Here is a 16,491-nt window from a genome sequence, read left to right as displayed (position 1 = left end):
TTCAATCAAATTATTGTCAGAATCGATTATAATGAAGAGAATCAGAGTAAAACGATCAGAAAGTCAATAATTGGGGGAAGGCTATGAGAACTTTTGACGAGGCAAAACTTTAGCGGATTACAGAAGAAGTACCGAAGAAAAAGTACATAGATGGATCAGTTTAACATCTCACGTCCGGTGTGAAATAGGATCTCTTTTCCGTATGAGTACGGAATTGGCATTCAGAAGTTCCACATACCAAGATACCTGTCACCGGTGAATGCAGTGCCCGATATGATCAGAAACTGCGGATCAACGTGTTCTGCCCGCATTTTATGTGCCAGAATCGGCTATCTATATAACAGAGACCACCAACCAGCAGGCAAATCCGAGCGCAGCATTTCAGACGCTGATAAAATCGTTCATTCCTGATCATCAGGCAGTTTCGCAAGAAGCATTCACACTCAACACAGGGGGTATTAATTTATGAAGAAGGTTGTCATTACTGGCAGTACACGTGGTATAGGCTATACTATGGCCATGGAGTTTTTAAGGGCAGGATGCAGTGTTACCCTTTCCGGCAGGGGAGAGGCACTTAAACCGCAGGCAGAAGCTCTGCTGAAACCATTTGAAGGGAAGTATATTTATGTGCCCTGCAATGTGCAGGACAAGAAAAGCATCAAAGCGCTTTGGGATGTTTCCGCAGAGAAATGGGGAAGAATAGACATATGGATCAATAACGCAGGCCAGAATACACCGCATGTCTTTTCCTGGGAAACTGAAGAAGATTTTACAGAATCGGTGATAAATACCAATCTTCTGGGCATCATCTATGGCTCGCAGGTGGCAGCAAAAGAAATGGTGAGACAGGGACAGGGTGCCATATACAGTATGGAGGGCTTAGGATCCAATAATATGATCCAGGTGAAAACCATCCTTTATGGCACAACAAAGCATGCACTGACCTATTTCATGAAAGGTCTGGCAAAGGAACTGGAAGGCACAGGGGTCATTGCAGGAAGACTCTCTCCTGGTATGATGCTGACGGATTTCATCACGAAGATGCCCGATGGTGGAACTGCAGAGCTCTTTGAGAACAGGCAGTTCAGAAAGGTGTTCAATACACTGGCGGACAGACCTGAAACAGTGGCTAAGTTTTTCATTCCTAGAATACTGGAAAACAGAAAGAACAATGCAGAGATTGAGTGGCTGACAAACAGTAAAGCGGCGTGGCGTTTTATATCCTCATCATTCAGAAAGGACAGGCTGATTTAATTTTTAGGTATAGATTAAAAGGTGCCTTTAAGGAACGTGCAATCTTTATGCATGAATTATTCCTGTATACATTTCTGAAATTCTTCTATTCAATGAAAAATCGAGCAAAAAATGTCAAGAACTTATACTGGAAGTGTACTTATTGATGGAGATTCGTGGTGAAGTGTATATGTGGCAAGTGAATCGTTTAATCCGCTGTACTTAAGCTTTCATCATGGTGAATTCTTAAGATATACCTTCAAAGGTAATCAGAAGGACCTGATGACGGAAGTGCAGCACGCGGGTGGTCTTGCGGTTTTATTCGCTGCAGTACATCCTGTTATGATAAAGTACCATGACTTCACGGGTATTGCTGCTTATGGGTAATCCTTTAAGAGCAGATCCGCCAGATACTTCAATAACCGGGAACTTATTCACCTTAAAGTGACCTCATCAAGTGAATTGCCAGTTTTATGGAAAAGATGCAAAGTGCTTAACGGATGTGTCAACGATATGCCTGCAGATTTATCAGTTCCGATAATTATACAAAGTATGAACATTATATGCAGAAAATCCCTTGCGACACCCCACGGTATATGTTATTCTGGGACATGTCACAAATGGAGGTGAAGTTATGATTAATAAGTTAAAATTTGTATTTTTATCAATTTTCGGTTTTATATTCTTTCTGATGCCATTTACCATCAACGGAGAAAGAAAAATCGCAATCTCGCATATCGTAAGCTTCGTAACAGGAAATTTCCTCGACCCATTTATCACCTTCACAGCAGTAATTGCTTGGATTGTAATGATTGGGACAATCGTATTTATGTTTTTTAAATCAGGAAACAAGTTTATCGATTCAGTATTTAAAGCTTCGCCTTTAAATATCGTACTTAGAATTACCGGATCATTCCTTTATCTTATGGTCATCAATAACTGGTTTGCAGGAAATGCATTCGCAGACATGATTCTTGATCCAAATACCGGAGGCGTAATGGCAGGCGACGGCGGACTTCTGACTACGCTTTATATCACATTCTTTGTAGGCATACTTGCACTTCCTCTGCTTACCCATTTCGGAATAGTGGAATTTGTGGGTATCCTTCTCGGACCTGTAATGGTCAGGATGTTCAAAGTGCCTGGATACTCAACCATCGATGCTATCGCATCCTTTGTAGGAGATGGTACCATCGGTATCGTGTTAACGGATAACCAGTACCAGAGAGGCTATTACAATAAAAGAGAGGCATACATTATAGCTACAAGCTTTTCAATTGTAGGTATCGCGTTCGCATCAGCAGTGGCTGAAGAACTGGGCTTTGGCGCCATCTTTCCGATCTTTTATGCAACTATAGCCCTCATTACAGTGATTCTGGCATTCGTCATTTCAAGAATGCCGCTGAAAAAGTTTCCGCCAACCTATTATGAAGGAGTCAAACCTGTAGTGGAAGGTATACCTGATCACAAGTCCAGATTGCAGCATGCTTTTGATTCTGCGATCAGACAGGCTGACAGTGCAAAACTGTTTGATGTCATCGGGGAAGCATTGAAGAATATCATCAACATCTTTGTCGGTTTTCTTCCGGTCATCATGGCGGTAGGTACACTATCTCTTATTATTGCTGAATATACCTCTTTCTTTACGATCATCAGTGCACCTGTGGTCCATCTGTATACCTTCATCGGGTACAGCAAGGAAGTGGCGCTTGCAATGGCACCTGCATCCCTTGCGGGATTTGCGGACATGTATCTGCCTGCTCTCTTTATCAGCGGATCGGTCTCAGAAGCCTCAAGATTCTTCATAGGAGTTCTTGCCTTTACTCAGCTGGTCTTTATGTCTGAGACGGGTATGATTCTCGTCAAAACCAAAATCGGGCTAAGCTTCCTGGATGTTGTAAAGCTGTTCCTTTTCAGAACACTTTTATCCATACCGCTGCTCATTATCATCACAAATATTCTGGCGGCACTTGGGATAATATCATTCTAAGACCTGACCGGTTATCAGAAAAAGGAAATAAGCCTATAGTAATGGCCTTCACCTCATAATGGGTGAAGGCCATTTTCACATTCTACAGAATTTTCATGACATTGATTCAATTTCGCATGAAGGCTATAATGGTCAAAAGAATATACACTCAAGGCTACCAGTCGGCTTAATGTAGAACGATAGAACAACAGGAGGACAGGAAAATGAAAAAGTATGACCTGATTGTTATTGGAACAGGAGCTGCAGGATCATCTGCAGCATATCGCTGCCGTGAAGCAGGACTTAGCGTTGCGGTCATAGACAGACTGCCCTATGGAGGTACCTGCGCGTTAAGAGGATGTGATCCCAAAAAGGTTCTTGTCGGTGCATCAGAAATCGTGGACAGGATTCATAGAATGAAGGGTCTTGGAATGGAGGAAGGAAGCAAGGTAAACTGGAATGAACTCATGAAGTTCAAACGTACATTCATAGAAGGTGTTCCCGAGAGCCATGTCGAGGCTTATCATAAAGCAGGAATAGACACTTACCATGGTGAGGCTTCACTGACCGGTGAAAACACTATACTTCTTGATGGAAGTGAATTCTCGTTTAAACATTTACTTATTGCATCGGGAGCCAGACCCGCACCACTTGATATTGAAGGTGAGGAACATGTTCTTTTCAGTGATGATTTTCTGGAACTGGACCAGCTGCCCGAAAAGATTGTGTTTATCGGCGGTGGATTCATATCCTTTGAATTTGCGCATATTGCAGCCCTTAGCGGTTCAGAGGTCCATATTCTGCATAGAAACGAAAATCCTTTGAAAAACTTCGATCAGGAACTGGTAAAGCTTCTGATCAAGCGCTCGGAGGAAATCGGGATAAAGGTTCATCTCAATACAGTACCTGAGGTGATCGAAAAATCAGATGGAAAAGTCATCGTCCATGGAAAACAGAACCGCAGAGAAATCGATATTGTCTGCGATGAAGTCTTTCATGGTGCAGGCAGAATTCCGGATATAGACAGACTTGATCTTGGGAATGGAAATATCGCATATACAAAAAGAGGAATAACCGTCAATGAATATCTGCAGAGCGAATCCAATAATAGTGTATACGCATCTGGAGATGTATCTGCCAGTGGAGGTCTTCCGCTGACACCAGTCGCGGGAAGAGAATCAGGTATTGCTGCAGATAACATTATTCATGGGAACCGTTCAAGAATCGATTATGAGCTAGTGCCTTCCATTGTGTTTACTCAGCCTAAGCTTGCAATCATCGGCCTGACAGAAGAGAAGGCGGCAAAGAAGGGCATTGATTTCGAGGTGGTACGGTTTGAGACAAAAGAGTGGTATACCAACAGAAGAACAAATGAGGCTTATGCGATGACAAAACTCGTGATGGACAAGAGTACGGGTAAAATTATCGGTGTCCATATTCTTGGCAGCAACGCGGATGAGCTGATCAACTACTTTTCTCTGATCATGAAGTTTGATCTGCCTTATGATGAAGTAAGGAAGACAATATTTGCCTATCCTTCCTCAGCTTCGGATCTCAGTTATTTTCTGAAATAGAATGCAGCCATTTACGGTCAAAGGACTTTGCATCTCTAAAAAAAGGATATGCGAAGTCTTTTTTCGATTAAAAGGAATAGAGAGAAGTTCACATTTGGTGCAATGGCACGGACATTAACATTCATGATTAATGTCCGATTCTGGTATTATCAGGCATACTAAAAAACCGTGTTCGTGGGGGTGGTTAAACTGCGTGAAATGGATATAATGGCAGTGGAATCTGTTAAAGATGAGAAAAAACTGATTTCATTCATCCGACAGAATGAATTCTTCATATTGAAAACTGCGTCAAAGATTTCAAAGCATTACATTTCAAAAAATGACGATGAGTGGTCAGTTGCTCTCGTTGCATTTTCCGGTGCCGTAAAAAAATATGATTATGATAAAGGCAGCTTTTTCTCTTTTGCAGAACTTGTCATAAAGAAGAATCTCATAGATTATTACCGGTCAAACGGGAAACGCAGCATGGAAATCCCTGTGGAGTGCATTCATGAGGAAGTGCTGATTGAACACAGCGATAATAACCTTAAGCTGGAAATTGAAGCGATTTCAGAGGTGCTCAGTGAGTATGGATTCGGATTCATGGATCTTGCTGACTGCTCACCGAAAGCCGATAAAACAAGAAAAGCATGCGCAAAAGCAGTATCCTATCTTATGACAAGCCCGGTTCTCATTGGTGAAATGAGAAAATCAAAACTGTTTCCCCTGAAAATCATCGAAAAAAATACGGGGGTACCCCAAAAAATTCTGGAACGTCACCGTAAGTACTTAATAGCAGCAGCAGAGATACTTAGTGGAGATTGTCCCTATCTCTCGGATTACTTAAGTTTTATAAAAGAGGTGAATCTGTAAATGAAAGCTACAGTAATGGAAATCAAGGGTAAATACGCTGTGCTGCTGAAGAAAGATGGCACATTCATAAAAATGAAGTGCGGAAATCTGATGATTGGAGATGTAGTAAGCATGAAAGAAAGAAAGATGTTCAAAACAGGCAGATTAGGTGCTGGAATCGCAGCAGCGTCATTTGTTTTACTGACAGGTGGAGGGATCTATACCTATGCGACACCAGCATATTATGTGAGCCTTGATGTCAATCCCGGGGTAATCATGGAAGTCAATATATATGATCGAGTCATCGGAACAGAGGCAGCAAATGAAGATGCAGTTGCGGTTATTGATGGACTGGCTCTTGAAAATACCGATATTTCCGATGCGGTATCTCTTGCAGTGGAACGTATCGACGAGCTGGGTTACTTTGACGAAGAAGGAGGAGAAATCCTCATCGGTACCACTTCAGAAGATGAAGAGACTGCCGAAGAAGCTGCGGAAGAACTTGAGAGCATCATTTCCGAAGAAGTGATCGAGAATGAGATCGATGCTGAAGTGACGACTAAAGTCGTAGGATATGAGATGGTACAGGCTGCAAAAGCCATCGAAGGCATGACACCGGGAAAGTATAATCTCATCGTCAATCATCTTGGGATTGCTCCGGAAAATGCACAGGATTTTGTTGCAACGTCCATCAAGGATATCATGAAGGAAGTTAAAGCATTAAGAGCTCAGAACAAAGAAGAAGCAGATGATGCCGAAACAGAAACTGATCTGGAGACGGAAGTGGAAACTCCCATGACAGAGATTGAAACAGAAGTTGAGATAGATGATGAGATCGAGGACGAGAATGAAATTAAGCCTGTAAAAGAAAAGAAAATCAAAGAAAAGAAAACTACCGAGAAAAAAGATAAGTCCGAGAAATCAGACAACATACTCGTAACAGACCCTGAAATCGAGAAGAAATCTTCAGAAAAAGAGGAGAAAGAGCAGACTGAAGCGAAGGAAAAAGAAGAGAAGAATGAAGCTTCTGAAGCTCAGAAAGAGAAGTCTCAAAAAACCCAGCAGCCTGTAAAGCCGGATAAGAAGGACAAGTCAGAAAAGCCAGAAACTCCTTCCAACGGCAGACCGTAATAGAAGTGTCTTCTTACTGATCGTAAAAATGGCATTTTCAAAGTGAATCTATAGAGAATAAGAAGAAACTCCTGCAAAGTTCCATTCGGATCATCTGATCTGAATAAGTATTTTGCAGGAGTTTTTGTTTTCCGTAATTAAACAATCTGTAATGCTCTGCGATTCCGCTTTAAACATTGTTTACCACAGCTTAATCTGGGGTATATATCAGTGAGTTATGATGACCTAAATGAAGAGGAGGTAGAACATGAAAGTGAATCATAATGAGCACAGGAATATGGATCATGTCCATGATGAAAATCATCAGAATGATGAGCATCATGGGATGGAACATCAGTCAGATCATATGGAGCATAGGGAAGATAAGCGTGTAGGTCAGCCTATGATGCATGAGGGGAATCATGATCATCACGATCATCACGCGATGATGGTAGAAGATTTCAGGAGACGTTTTTTTGTGTCGCTTATCCTCACCATACCAATACTTGCACTGTCTCCCATGATCCAGATGTTTCTTGGCGTGGACTGGAGATTTGCAGGAGATTCTTATCTGCTGTTCGGGCTTTCTACTGTGCTGTTTTTCTATGGAGGTAAACCCTTCATTACTGGAGCCAGAGATGAACTGAAGAAAAAATCACCTGCCATGATGACACTGATCGCTTTTGCGATTATCGTCGCTTATGTATACAGCACACTTACAGTATTTATTCTGGAAGGCAATGATTTTTTCTGGGAACTTGCGACACTAATTGACATCATGCTGCTTGGACACTGGATCGAGATGAGATCGGTAATGGGGGCGTCCAAAGCTTTGGATGAACTGGTTAAACTGATGCCAGAAGAAGCTCATCTCATAGGAGATGGCGGTGAAACCAAAGAGGTATCTGTAAAGAATCTGGTATCAGGTGACAAAGTGCTTGTTAAGCCTGGAGAAAAGATTCCTATAGATGGCATAGTATACGAAGGAAATTCTGAAGTGGATGAATCCATGATTACAGGAGAATCGGTTCCCGTAGAAAAGAGCGGTGGAGAAGAGATTGTCGGAGGATCGATCAATGGAGATGGCATACTCAAATTTAAAGTGTCAAGAACCGGGGATGAAACCTTTCTGTCTCAGGTGATCAGAATGGTCAAGGAAGCTCAGGAGTCAAAATCACATACCCAGAGACTTGCTGATATTGCAGCTAAGTGGCTGTTCTATATTGCGGTTACAGCTGGAACGCTGACCTTTGCAGTATGGATGTATCTTGGTAGAGGTGTTGATTTTGCAGTGGAGAGAGCAGTCACCGTGATCATCATTTCCTGTCCTCATGCTCTCGGACTTGCTACGCCCCTAGTAACAGCAGTTTCGACCAGTATCGGTGCTAAGAGAGGACTGCTTATCAGAGACCGGGCTGCATTCGAAAATGCGCGAAAACTGGATGCCGTGGTTTTTGACAAAACCGGAACACTGACTGAAGGAGAGTTCGGTATTTCCGATATCCATGCGATCAGCGTTACAGAGGAAGAGCTTCTCTTGATTGCCTACTCCATCGAATCAAACTCTGAGCATCCCATTGCAAAAGGTATTGTAAAAGAAGGCAGGAAGAGAGAGCTTAAGCTTATGAATGTTCAAGACTACAGAAATCTTCCGGGTAAGGGCCTTAGGGGTATGGTTGACGATAGAGAAATCTTCATTGTCAGTCCAGGTTACATGAAATCAGAAAACATCGATTTTGACCAAGTTCATTATGAGCAGCTGGCTGGAGAAGGTAAGACAGTGGTATTTGTTCTTGAGAAAGACAGACTTCTAGGCTACCTTGCATTATCTGACATTGTGAGGGAATCTGCAAAGGAAACTGTTGAAACACTTAAAGCCATGGGTATAGAGTCTTTCATGCTTACGGGTGACAATAAACGGGTAGCAGAATATGTCGGACGGGCGCTCAAAATCGATAAAGTCATTTCAGAGGTTCTACCTCAGGAGAAGTCAACTAAGATAGAAGAGCTGCAAAGTGAGAGCAGAGTCATCGGAATGACGGGAGACGGTGTGAATGATGCACCGGCACTGGCTAAAGCGGATCTTGGAATTGCCATTGGAGCAGGTACGGATGTTGCAGTTGAAACAGCAGATATCATTCTTGTAAAAAGCAACCCACTTGATGTGGTCAATATCATTAAACTGTCAAAGGCAACCTACAGAAAAATGCTGCAGAATCTTTTCTGGGCGACAGCGTACAATCTGATCGCTCTGCCCCTTGCAGCAGGCGTACTGTATAACCGGGGTATCATCATCAGTCCCGCACTCGGCGCTGTTCTGATGTCCATGAGTACAATTATTGTGGCTTTCAATGCAAGGCTGTTGAAAATTGACTGATGGACCGGTGCCCCTTTAGAGATTGCTTCCTATCAATGAGGATTCAAATATGTGATCCGGAAACTGTATTTTCATACATCAGTTTCCGGGTCTTTCTGATGAGTTTGACACTGAGAAATATATTCACAGATTAAGGAGCTGTTCTGCATAATGAATCCTGATTTACATTGAAATATGATTCGAAATAAACGTATAATCATAGTATATTTAATTGAATCTTAATGATTAAGGTGTGGGACAGAAATTCATGTTGTGATGAGCCCAAAAGGATGGAGGTCAAAATGGTCAATCGTCTGATTTTAGTAGAAGGAATACCAGGAGCAGGCAAAACAACAGCAGCAGGAAAGATCAGAGATCAGCTGATTGCAATGGGGGAAGATGCGGTTCTTTATGAAGAAGGTATGCTGCATCCTGCGGATATGGCCTGGCAGGCTTATCTTACTGAAGATGAATATGATATATTTCTCTCTGAATGCCTTAAATCCTGTAAGAACGCGCACATCGCCATCACACAGCAGGAAATCAGAAGAAGAATTGAAGCTCAGCTAAGGAGAGAAGATGACCGTATCATCATTGCCTATACCAGAATAGACTTACAGGATCCGTACCTCCGTAGTCTTATTGATGATCTGGCCTCGAAGGAAATCTATGATGGAAGACGCAGTATAAATGAGTTCACGGAAATTCATCTGAAAAGATGGAAGCGATTTAAAGAAGAAGCTTTAAAATCTGAGCAGATCAGCATTTTTGAGTGCGCATTTCTTCAGAATCATATTACCGAACTTCTGGCGGTATACGATAAAAACCATGATGAAATCTATGAGCATCTGGCCCTTCTACTCGAGACGGTTAAGGAGCTCGATCCTGTTCTGGTTTATATCGAGCCTTCAGATGTCAAAGGGGCCATCGATCTTGCAGCGGAAGAAAGAAGATCACCAGCTGGTTCTGAGTGGGACTGGATCAGAATGATGGAAGAATGGGTGAGCAGCAGCAGGTATGGCAGAAATCGCGGGCTTAAGGGCATAGAAGGGGTTTATGCATTCTGTCAGGAAAGACTTGAAATCGACAGACAGATGATCGAAAGACTGAAAATTCCTACGAATTTTATCCGTAGAAACACAGAATCCGGCAGGAAGAAATGAAATCAAAGGTTGGGCATATACCATATCCGAGTTCATTTCCTTTTTACCCTTCATCAAGCGGCAGAATGAATGTGGATGATATCCAGACTGCAGCAAAATATAAATCATATGAAGGAGATTTGTTTTATGAAAAAGCCACAGACAACCAGATTATCTGAGGATCAGAAGGAAATGAGATCCGCCTTTCTTGGAGGTTTTGCCGGTCAGCTGGTATCCGGACTGATCTGGCTGAGCTCTTCTGCTGTAAGCCTTATCAGTTCCCCGGTCCATGGTATGCTGGTGCTGTTCTTCGGATGTATGGGGATATTTCCTCTGACCCAGCTCTCATTAAAAATAATGGGAAGAAGTGCTAAAGTAAGTGAAGAGAACGGTCTATGGGCGCTAGGTTCTCAGATTGCCTTTACTGTGCCGATCAATTTCATTCTGGTCGGTGCAGTCATACTCAGTAGACCGGAGTGGTTCTTTCCGGCAGCGATGATTATTGTAGGTTCTCATTATCTGCCGTTCATCACCCTCTATGGAATGAAGATGTATGGTATCCTTGCTGGTCTTCTGATACTTTCCGGAGCCGGTCTTGGTATATATGGACCTCAGATATTCAGTCTGGGAGGCTGGGTTACGGGTATTCTGCTCATTATCTTTGCGTTTGCCGGAAGATGGATGGTGTTGAAGGAAGAGCATGATGAAAATAAAAGTACTAGTAATCTGATTGAAGTCCATAATCACTAGAGATATCTGCTGAAACTTATAAACACACCTATTGTCTCTTACAGCCCGCAAGGAGGATTTAAACCATGACAGGAGAATTCAGAACAGGCAGAACAGATACTGCCTCAAAAGTGATCAAAGCAACACCTGAAGTCCTATATGAAGCCTACACAGATCCTATGAAACTTATAGAGTGGCTTCCCCCTCAGGGCATGAGTGCACAGGTGGATCAGTATGAACCTTTTGAAGGCGGACGGTTTCATATCACTTTAACGTATGAGTCAGTGAATGGTTCAGGGAAGACGACGAGAGACACTGATGTTATGGAAGGGAAATTTATGGAACTGATTCCATGCTTAAAAATTGTTCAGACAGGGAGATTTCAGTCAGATGATCCATCGTATTCCGGTGAAATGACTGAAACAGTGATATTTGAGGAAGTGGATGAAGGAACGAGAGTCACCTTTATTATGGATAATGTACCGGAAGGCATAAGCAAAGCGGATCATGATGAAGGCTTAAAATCGACGCTGGAGAACCTGGCGAAATTTGTGGAACTGTAATGAGCGAAGATGAATGATTAAAGAATCTTCGGTGTTTTTCTGACTTGCTCTACAATAAATGAATGATAAAGAGTCCAAGGATTAAACACCCTGATGTGCGTGAAAAGGCATAAATAAATTTCTTAAGTCCATTATCCGCACTGAAGGACTGAAGGTATAATAAATAGAACAGGGATAGAAAGGAGATATAATATGAGTCCGATAGATAAAAGAAACAGACTGGATGATCACCCGTTCGATTATGTTGTCTTCAAGAATCAGAGTCTGCAGATATATTATAATGGAAAACCGGTTGTGATCCTTAAAGATCAGAAAGCTCGGGATCTTATCGAGAAGCTGGAGAAAGCTGAAGATAAGGATATCCAGCTGATTCTCGCGAAAATTACGGGGAATTTCAAGAGAGGGAATGAAAAGCTGTTTAAAAAAGAAAGATAAACGGAATCATCCGGAACGAAAAAGTGCAGATTTACGTAGTCTTAGCAGATAACAGGATTAAGCTGTGCTTATGATATCGATAAAGATAATTGCCCCAAAGAAAGGAGCATATATGGAAAAAGATTTTAACCGTGAAAGAGTCCTGATCGGTCAGGGCAAAATGGCGAAGGTCTATCTATGGAATGGATTTGCCTATAAATGCTATGAAGACCATTATCCGGAAGAGTGGATCAGCTATGAAATCGGAATACAGGGTATCATCAACAGCACTGATCTTAGAACCGTAAAATATTATGAATCGGAAATCCCCCACAGCATCAAGATGGATTATATTGATGGGGTCTCGCTTGCCAGTCGTGTTCTTCAGGATAAATACAAGGAAAGTATTGATGATCTATTATCCATCATAGAAGAAGTGCACAGGTTCAGCGGACTGAACCTGTCTAGGCTCAGCACTTACCTACACGAAACCATCATGAGCATGGATATAGATGGTTCCATAAAAGAAAAAGCAGGGCACTACATCACAGATCTTCCTGAGGATAATGTTCTGTGCCATCTGGATTTTCATTTTCTTAACCTCATGTATGCAGAAGGTGAATACTATATCATCGACTGGATCAATGCCAGAAACGGCAATCCCATATATGATTATGCGAGAAGCTATGTGATTCTTCATGAATATGCGTATAGACTTTCGAAGAAGTTTCTGAAGAGAGTGAAGAATCAGTGCGGGTTCAAAGAAAGCGATTTTCAAAAAGCGGTATATGTCATGGCGGTTCATCGTCTGTCTGAGCACACGAGCGACAAAACCAGGCAGCTGATGGAACATACAGATTCTGTTCTTTCCGCTTTATTGGAGAAGGCGTGAGATCCGTTCATCTTGGCAAAAAAATGAAACAGAGAAAGAGCAGATTTCATGATCATCTTGAATCAAAGGAGAAACATCTATGTTCAGTGAATTTATAAGGGGCTTTGGACTGCTTATCGGATATTTTGGCGTGTGCGCAGTGACTGCAGTCTCTCTGAGAAAACTTGTCCATATCCCAAGAGAGCTGTTCCGAAAGATACTGCACATGATTCTCCTTGGATCGGTGCTGGTACTGACGTACGGCTTTAAGACCTGGTGGGTTTCGGCCCTTGCCGTCCTTGCCTTTATTCTTCTCGTGTTTCCTCTGCTTGCGGCCGCGGAAAATCTCAGCGGATACTCTGATCTTCTCATCGAACGGAAAAAAGGGGAGATCAAGAGAAGTCTCGTCATCGTTTTCGGTATGTTTTTACTGCTGATCTCTGTTTCCTGGGGAATCTTAGGAGAGAGATATCTTGTTCTTGCACCGGTTTTTGCATGGGGAATGGGTGATGCCGCCGCCGCAATCGTCGGAAAGCGTTTCGGTAGAAGACCGATTGAAGGAAAACGGCTTGATGGGCATAAAACCTATGAAGGATTTACAGCGATGTTTATTGTCGCATTTCTCTCTGTCATGACAGTTCTTATCCTTAGTGCGCCGGAACTCAGATATGGATATGTAACAGTCGCCCTCATCACTGCAGGCGTAACCGCTTTAGTTGAGCTTTATTCAAAAGATGGCATGGATACCCTGACATGTCCGGTTTCGGCCGCAGTGATCATGATCTCATTTGTTCATCTCTATAGGGGGGGCATGGTATGAAAATCAAGACAGGAGAAAAAACTCTCCTTGCATCGGTTCTTATGAGCGCTCCTGGCCCTCTTGTTGTGGGTACGGCTCTCTTTTTCGGCCGTTCATCCACCCAGCTTGCAGATTTTGTCCGGCGCAGTGCAGAACTTATAGCCATTATCGTATCTTATCTCATCTACCGTAAAATGGTCAGGGATAAACTCATGACTCCACTGAAAATGAGAAACCTCGAAAGAACAGCAGATTTAAGTGTAGGGATGACCATGTGCCTTTCAGGTCCAGTTATCCTTCTATCCGCATTATACGCATCAGACAGTGGAGACGGGAATGTGATTCCAGGGCTCGTTATCGCACTTCTTGGGGTTTTAACCAATACGTGGTTCTGGTTAAGGTACCGCTTGCTTAACAGGCGGATACCTAATGGGGTATTTGCTGTCCAGAGCAGTCTCTACAGAGCGAAATCTCTGGTCGATCTCTGTGTATCTCTTGCTCTTGCGACAGTTGCGGCAGCTCCAGGAACGGCTCTAGCAGGAATTGTAGATCTTACTGGATCTGTTGTTGTCGCAGGTTATCTGATTGTTAATGGGGTAATCATTATTCGAGGCAAAAAGAATACTTCAGTAAATCCTGAAATTCAGGCAAGATCACCGCTTTCTGCGGTAGACGATAAAATAAGCGACATCAGAAGAGATTCAAAGGAGAACACGATATGAAAGTACTGATCATCTACAGTTCCCACTACAAAGGGAATACGGAAAAAATAGCAGAACGATTTTCTGAGAAAGCGGATTGCGATCTGATCAACATTAAAGACAATGGGCCGATTCATACCGAAAAATATGATCTCATCGGTTTCGGATCAGGAGTATACAAGGAAAGTACTGCTCCAAGACTGGTGAAGATCATCAGTCAGCTTGAACTTGAAGGGAAGCCGGTTTTTGTGTTTTCTACAAGCGGCGTGGGCATAAAGTCATACAACCGTAGTCTGATCCATGCGCTGGAGATGAAGGGAGCTAAGGTCCGAGGAAGCTTTTCCTGCAAGGGAAGCTTTGTTGCCAAGGAGTTCACAGATGTAAGGATTTTTGCGCTCATGAGTAGACTCGCTAAAGGACATCCCAACAACCGAGATTACAAAGAAGCTGAAAAATTCATGATGAATATGGTCCAGTCAGTATAGTTTCAGAAAAATGATCGATACCGAATGGAAGTGCAGGAATTCAGCCAGGGGGAGAATATGGAAATCTGGGACACTTATGATAAGAACAGGATAAGAACTGAAGAGCGGATGTTTCGTGGAGATTCATTTAAGGATGGGCACTATCACCTGATAGTTCATGTATGCATTTTCAGTACAGAAGGGAAGATGCTCATACAAAGGAGACAGCCTTTTAAAGAAGGATGGCCGGGAAGATGGGATCTGACTGTGGGCGGAAGTGCGATTAGCGGGGAAAACAGCCGGGAAGCGGCAGAGCGGGAGCTGTTTGAGGAACTGGGTATCCTTTATTCACTTGAGTATGTAAGACCTCATCTCACCATAAATTTTGATGAGGGTTTTGACGATTACTATCTTCTTGAACAGGATATTCAACTGTCGTCATTAAAGCTTCAGAAGGATGAAGTGCAGGATGCCAAATGGGCGGAACTACCTGAAATTATTGAGCTGATCCGAAAAGATGAGTTTATTCCGTATTATGAATCTCTGATTCATTTTCTTTTTGAACAGAGGAAAAAGTATGGATCCTTCTCCCGATGATTTCAATCTTTGTACAGGTGAGATCAGAGATGGATGATGAGATACCGTGAGGACAGCTAAGAAGGAGGGTCAAAACATTGGAACAGATTTCTGAAAAATCAAAAGTTGAGGCGATAGAATCCTTTCAGTCAACAATCCGAAAAATGGAGAAGGCACTGATACAGATGAGAAATAAAGAAGCAAATACGACACTTGTCACAAGGCGCCTTGAGTCGATGAAAATCGGACTTGCCGCACTTGAATATGCCTGGTACGGGAAGAGTGAGTTATTCACTGAAGAAGAGAATATAAAGGCTGTGGAAGTTCTTCGAGCCCTAATGCCATCTTTAGAGCGAGCTTACCTGAAATCAGGAGAAAACAGTGCCCAGAGAACGCTTCTCTACAGGCGGACTGATTCGATTGCTCATTCCATAAGGATTATTGAAGAACAGATTCTTGGACCGGATAAGGATAGACACGTTGAGAAGGAGAAAGACTGAATGAATGAAGAAATAATCATTACCGCGCCTGAAGAAGCGGATCTCAACACAGCTTATGAAGTATTTGAAAAATCCATAAGAGATGCTTTTATCTGTGAAGGACTGCACGACCTTAAAGAAATGATGTATGAGGAGATCGAATATAAGAAGAAACTCCTCATGCAGTCCGTTGAAGATTCCGATTCTGAAAATATGTTTCTCCTTGCAAAAAGAGGCGATCTTGTCATTGGAACCATATCCTATGGTCCCCTCGGGAAGGAAATCAGAGACTGCACAGGAGACAGCCTTGGACATTTAGGTGAACTCGGGAGTCTGTATGTTCTGCCCGAATATCAGAATAGGGGTGCCGGCAGTCTTCTGATTAAGGCTCTCGCAAATCACCTTACACAATCAGGCATTGAGGAATTCTGTCTGGATAGCGGGTATAAACGCGCTCAGAAAAGGTGGAAGACTAAATTCGGACAGCCTTATCGCATAGTCAGAGACTACTGGGGTGAGGGAAGTGACCATATGATCTGGGTCTGCAGATCAGAAGATTATTCGGGTGATTGAGGATTCAGGGAATAAACCTCTCGGCTTCATATTCAGACACTCGTCCTGAAAAATAGATGTTGACAAATAGGCAACCTATTGCATATAATAAATGCAATAGGTTGCCT

Annotated in this window: 18 protein-coding genes; all 18 read left to right on the top strand. The window is 42.6% G+C overall.

The features are described from left to right. Positions 1-465: 465 nt before the first annotated feature. The 18 genes from RTX25_RS06455 to RTX25_RS06370 all read left to right on the top strand — a co-directional run bounded on the left by RTX25_RS06455 (position 466) and on the right by RTX25_RS06370 (position 16,384). Entirely contained in the window at positions 466-1,254 is a 789-nt protein-coding gene (locus RTX25_RS06455) for an SDR family oxidoreductase (RefSeq protein WP_312651930.1), read from the top strand. Positions 1,255-1,425: 171 nt separating this feature from the next. Further along, positions 1,426-1,620: a hypothetical protein gene (locus RTX25_RS06450; protein ID WP_312651928.1), complete on the top strand. Its 195-nt coding sequence runs from the start codon at positions 1,426-1,428 to the stop codon at positions 1,618-1,620. A gap of 247 nt (positions 1,621-1,867) precedes the next feature. After that, on the top strand, positions 1,868-3,223 hold the full coding sequence (locus tag RTX25_RS06445) for a nucleoside recognition domain-containing protein (protein ID WP_312651926.1): 1,356 nt from the start codon (positions 1,868-1,870) through the stop codon (positions 3,221-3,223). Positions 3,224-3,426: 203 nt separating this feature from the next. After that, positions 3,427-4,776, top strand: a complete 1,350-nt coding sequence (locus RTX25_RS06440) for an NAD(P)/FAD-dependent oxidoreductase (RefSeq protein WP_312651924.1) — start codon at positions 3,427-3,429, stop codon at positions 4,774-4,776. Positions 4,777-4,974: 198 nt separating this feature from the next. Beyond that, positions 4,975-5,628, top strand: a complete 654-nt coding sequence (locus tag RTX25_RS06435) for an RNA polymerase subunit sigma (RefSeq protein ID WP_312651922.1) — start codon at positions 4,975-4,977, stop codon at positions 5,626-5,628. Further along, on the top strand, positions 5,629-6,738 hold the full coding sequence (locus RTX25_RS06430; protein WP_312651920.1) for an anti-sigma factor domain-containing protein: 1,110 nt from the start codon (positions 5,629-5,631) through the stop codon (positions 6,736-6,738). 247 nt (positions 6,739-6,985) lie between these two features. Further along, entirely contained in the window at positions 6,986-9,094 is a 2,109-nt protein-coding gene (locus RTX25_RS06425; protein ID WP_312651918.1) for a copper-translocating P-type ATPase, read from the top strand. Positions 9,095-9,375: 281 nt separating this feature from the next. Beyond that, a complete protein-coding gene (locus tag RTX25_RS06420; protein ID WP_312651916.1) occupies positions 9,376-10,236 on the top strand; it encodes a thymidylate kinase in 861 nt (286 codons plus the stop codon). A 126-nt stretch (positions 10,237-10,362) separates the two neighbouring features. Beyond that, the gene (locus RTX25_RS06415; RefSeq protein ID WP_312651914.1) at positions 10,363-10,965 is read left to right on the top strand and encodes a DUF7010 family protein; all 603 of its coding nucleotides are present in this window, start codon (positions 10,363-10,365) and stop codon (positions 10,963-10,965) included. 65 nt (positions 10,966-11,030) lie between these two features. Then, positions 11,031-11,507, top strand: coding sequence for an SRPBCC domain-containing protein (locus RTX25_RS06410; RefSeq protein WP_312651912.1), 477 nt, complete (start codon positions 11,031-11,033; stop codon positions 11,505-11,507). A gap of 192 nt (positions 11,508-11,699) precedes the next feature. Next, on the top strand, positions 11,700-11,942 hold the full coding sequence (locus RTX25_RS06405; protein WP_312651910.1) for a hypothetical protein: 243 nt from the start codon (positions 11,700-11,702) through the stop codon (positions 11,940-11,942). A 112-nt stretch (positions 11,943-12,054) separates the two neighbouring features. Beyond that, the gene (locus RTX25_RS06400; RefSeq protein WP_312651908.1) at positions 12,055-12,813 is read left to right on the top strand and encodes a phosphotransferase; all 759 of its coding nucleotides are present in this window, start codon (positions 12,055-12,057) and stop codon (positions 12,811-12,813) included. Positions 12,814-12,892: 79 nt separating this feature from the next. After that, entirely contained in the window at positions 12,893-13,612 is a 720-nt protein-coding gene (locus RTX25_RS06395) for a phosphatidate cytidylyltransferase (protein ID WP_312651906.1), read from the top strand. Beyond that, complete coding sequence (locus RTX25_RS06390) at positions 13,609-14,313, top strand: cation transporter (protein ID WP_312651904.1); 705 nt, start codon at positions 13,609-13,611, stop codon at positions 14,311-14,313. The genes RTX25_RS06395 and RTX25_RS06390 overlap by 4 nt, the downstream gene beginning before the upstream one ends. Continuing rightward, positions 14,310-14,777 carry a flavodoxin domain-containing protein gene (locus tag RTX25_RS06385; RefSeq protein WP_312651902.1) on the top strand — a complete coding sequence of 156 codons (468 nt, stop codon included), beginning with the start codon at positions 14,310-14,312 and terminating at the stop codon, positions 14,775-14,777. Before RTX25_RS06390 ends, RTX25_RS06385 begins: the two co-directional genes overlap by 4 nt. 57 nt (positions 14,778-14,834) lie before the next feature. Beyond that, complete coding sequence (locus RTX25_RS06380) at positions 14,835-15,353, top strand: NUDIX domain-containing protein (RefSeq protein ID WP_312651901.1); 519 nt, start codon at positions 14,835-14,837, stop codon at positions 15,351-15,353. Positions 15,354-15,430: 77 nt separating this feature from the next. Continuing rightward, on the top strand, positions 15,431-15,832 hold the full coding sequence (locus RTX25_RS06375; protein WP_312651899.1) for a hypothetical protein: 402 nt from the start codon (positions 15,431-15,433) through the stop codon (positions 15,830-15,832). Continuing rightward, on the top strand, positions 15,833-16,384 hold the full coding sequence (locus RTX25_RS06370) for a GNAT family N-acetyltransferase (RefSeq protein WP_312651898.1): 552 nt from the start codon (positions 15,833-15,835) through the stop codon (positions 16,382-16,384). Positions 16,385-16,491: the final 107 nt, after the last annotated feature.

This window comes from Proteiniclasticum sp., assembly GCF_032054185.1.
Classification (GTDB): domain Bacteria; phylum Bacillota; class Clostridia; order Clostridiales; family Clostridiaceae; genus Proteiniclasticum.
Note: the sequence above shows the minus strand (reverse complement) of the source record. Positions and strands in the feature narration are given on the sequence as shown.

Excerpts from the sequence above, each read along its gene's own strand:
- RTX25_RS06455 (WP_312651930.1), top strand. The coding sequence starts at position 466 with ATGAAGAAGGTTGTCATTACTGGCAGTACACGTGGTATAGGCTATACT.
- RTX25_RS06445 (WP_312651926.1), top strand. The coding sequence starts at position 1,868 with ATGATTAATAAGTTAAAATTTGTATTTTTATCAATTTTCGGTTTTATA.
- RTX25_RS06440 (WP_312651924.1), top strand. The coding sequence starts at position 3,427 with ATGAAAAAGTATGACCTGATTGTTATTGGAACAGGAGCTGCAGGATCA.
- RTX25_RS06435 (WP_312651922.1), top strand. The coding sequence starts at position 4,975 with ATGGATATAATGGCAGTGGAATCTGTTAAAGATGAGAAAAAACTGATT.
- RTX25_RS06430 (WP_312651920.1), top strand. The coding sequence starts at position 5,629 with ATGAAAGCTACAGTAATGGAAATCAAGGGTAAATACGCTGTGCTGCTG.
- RTX25_RS06425 (WP_312651918.1), top strand. The coding sequence starts at position 6,986 with ATGAAAGTGAATCATAATGAGCACAGGAATATGGATCATGTCCATGAT.
- RTX25_RS06420 (WP_312651916.1), top strand. The coding sequence starts at position 9,376 with ATGGTCAATCGTCTGATTTTAGTAGAAGGAATACCAGGAGCAGGCAAA.
- RTX25_RS06415 (WP_312651914.1), top strand. The coding sequence starts at position 10,363 with ATGAAAAAGCCACAGACAACCAGATTATCTGAGGATCAGAAGGAAATG.
- RTX25_RS06410 (WP_312651912.1), top strand. The coding sequence starts at position 11,031 with ATGACAGGAGAATTCAGAACAGGCAGAACAGATACTGCCTCAAAAGTG.
- RTX25_RS06405 (WP_312651910.1), top strand. The coding sequence starts at position 11,700 with ATGAGTCCGATAGATAAAAGAAACAGACTGGATGATCACCCGTTCGAT.
- RTX25_RS06400 (WP_312651908.1), top strand. The coding sequence starts at position 12,055 with ATGGAAAAAGATTTTAACCGTGAAAGAGTCCTGATCGGTCAGGGCAAA.
- RTX25_RS06395 (WP_312651906.1), top strand. The coding sequence starts at position 12,893 with ATGTTCAGTGAATTTATAAGGGGCTTTGGACTGCTTATCGGATATTTT.
- RTX25_RS06390 (WP_312651904.1), top strand. The coding sequence starts at position 13,609 with ATGAAAATCAAGACAGGAGAAAAAACTCTCCTTGCATCGGTTCTTATG.
- RTX25_RS06385 (WP_312651902.1), top strand. The coding sequence starts at position 14,310 with ATGAAAGTACTGATCATCTACAGTTCCCACTACAAAGGGAATACGGAA.
- RTX25_RS06380 (WP_312651901.1), top strand. The coding sequence starts at position 14,835 with ATGGAAATCTGGGACACTTATGATAAGAACAGGATAAGAACTGAAGAG.
- RTX25_RS06370 (WP_312651898.1), top strand. The coding sequence starts at position 15,833 with ATGAATGAAGAAATAATCATTACCGCGCCTGAAGAAGCGGATCTCAAC.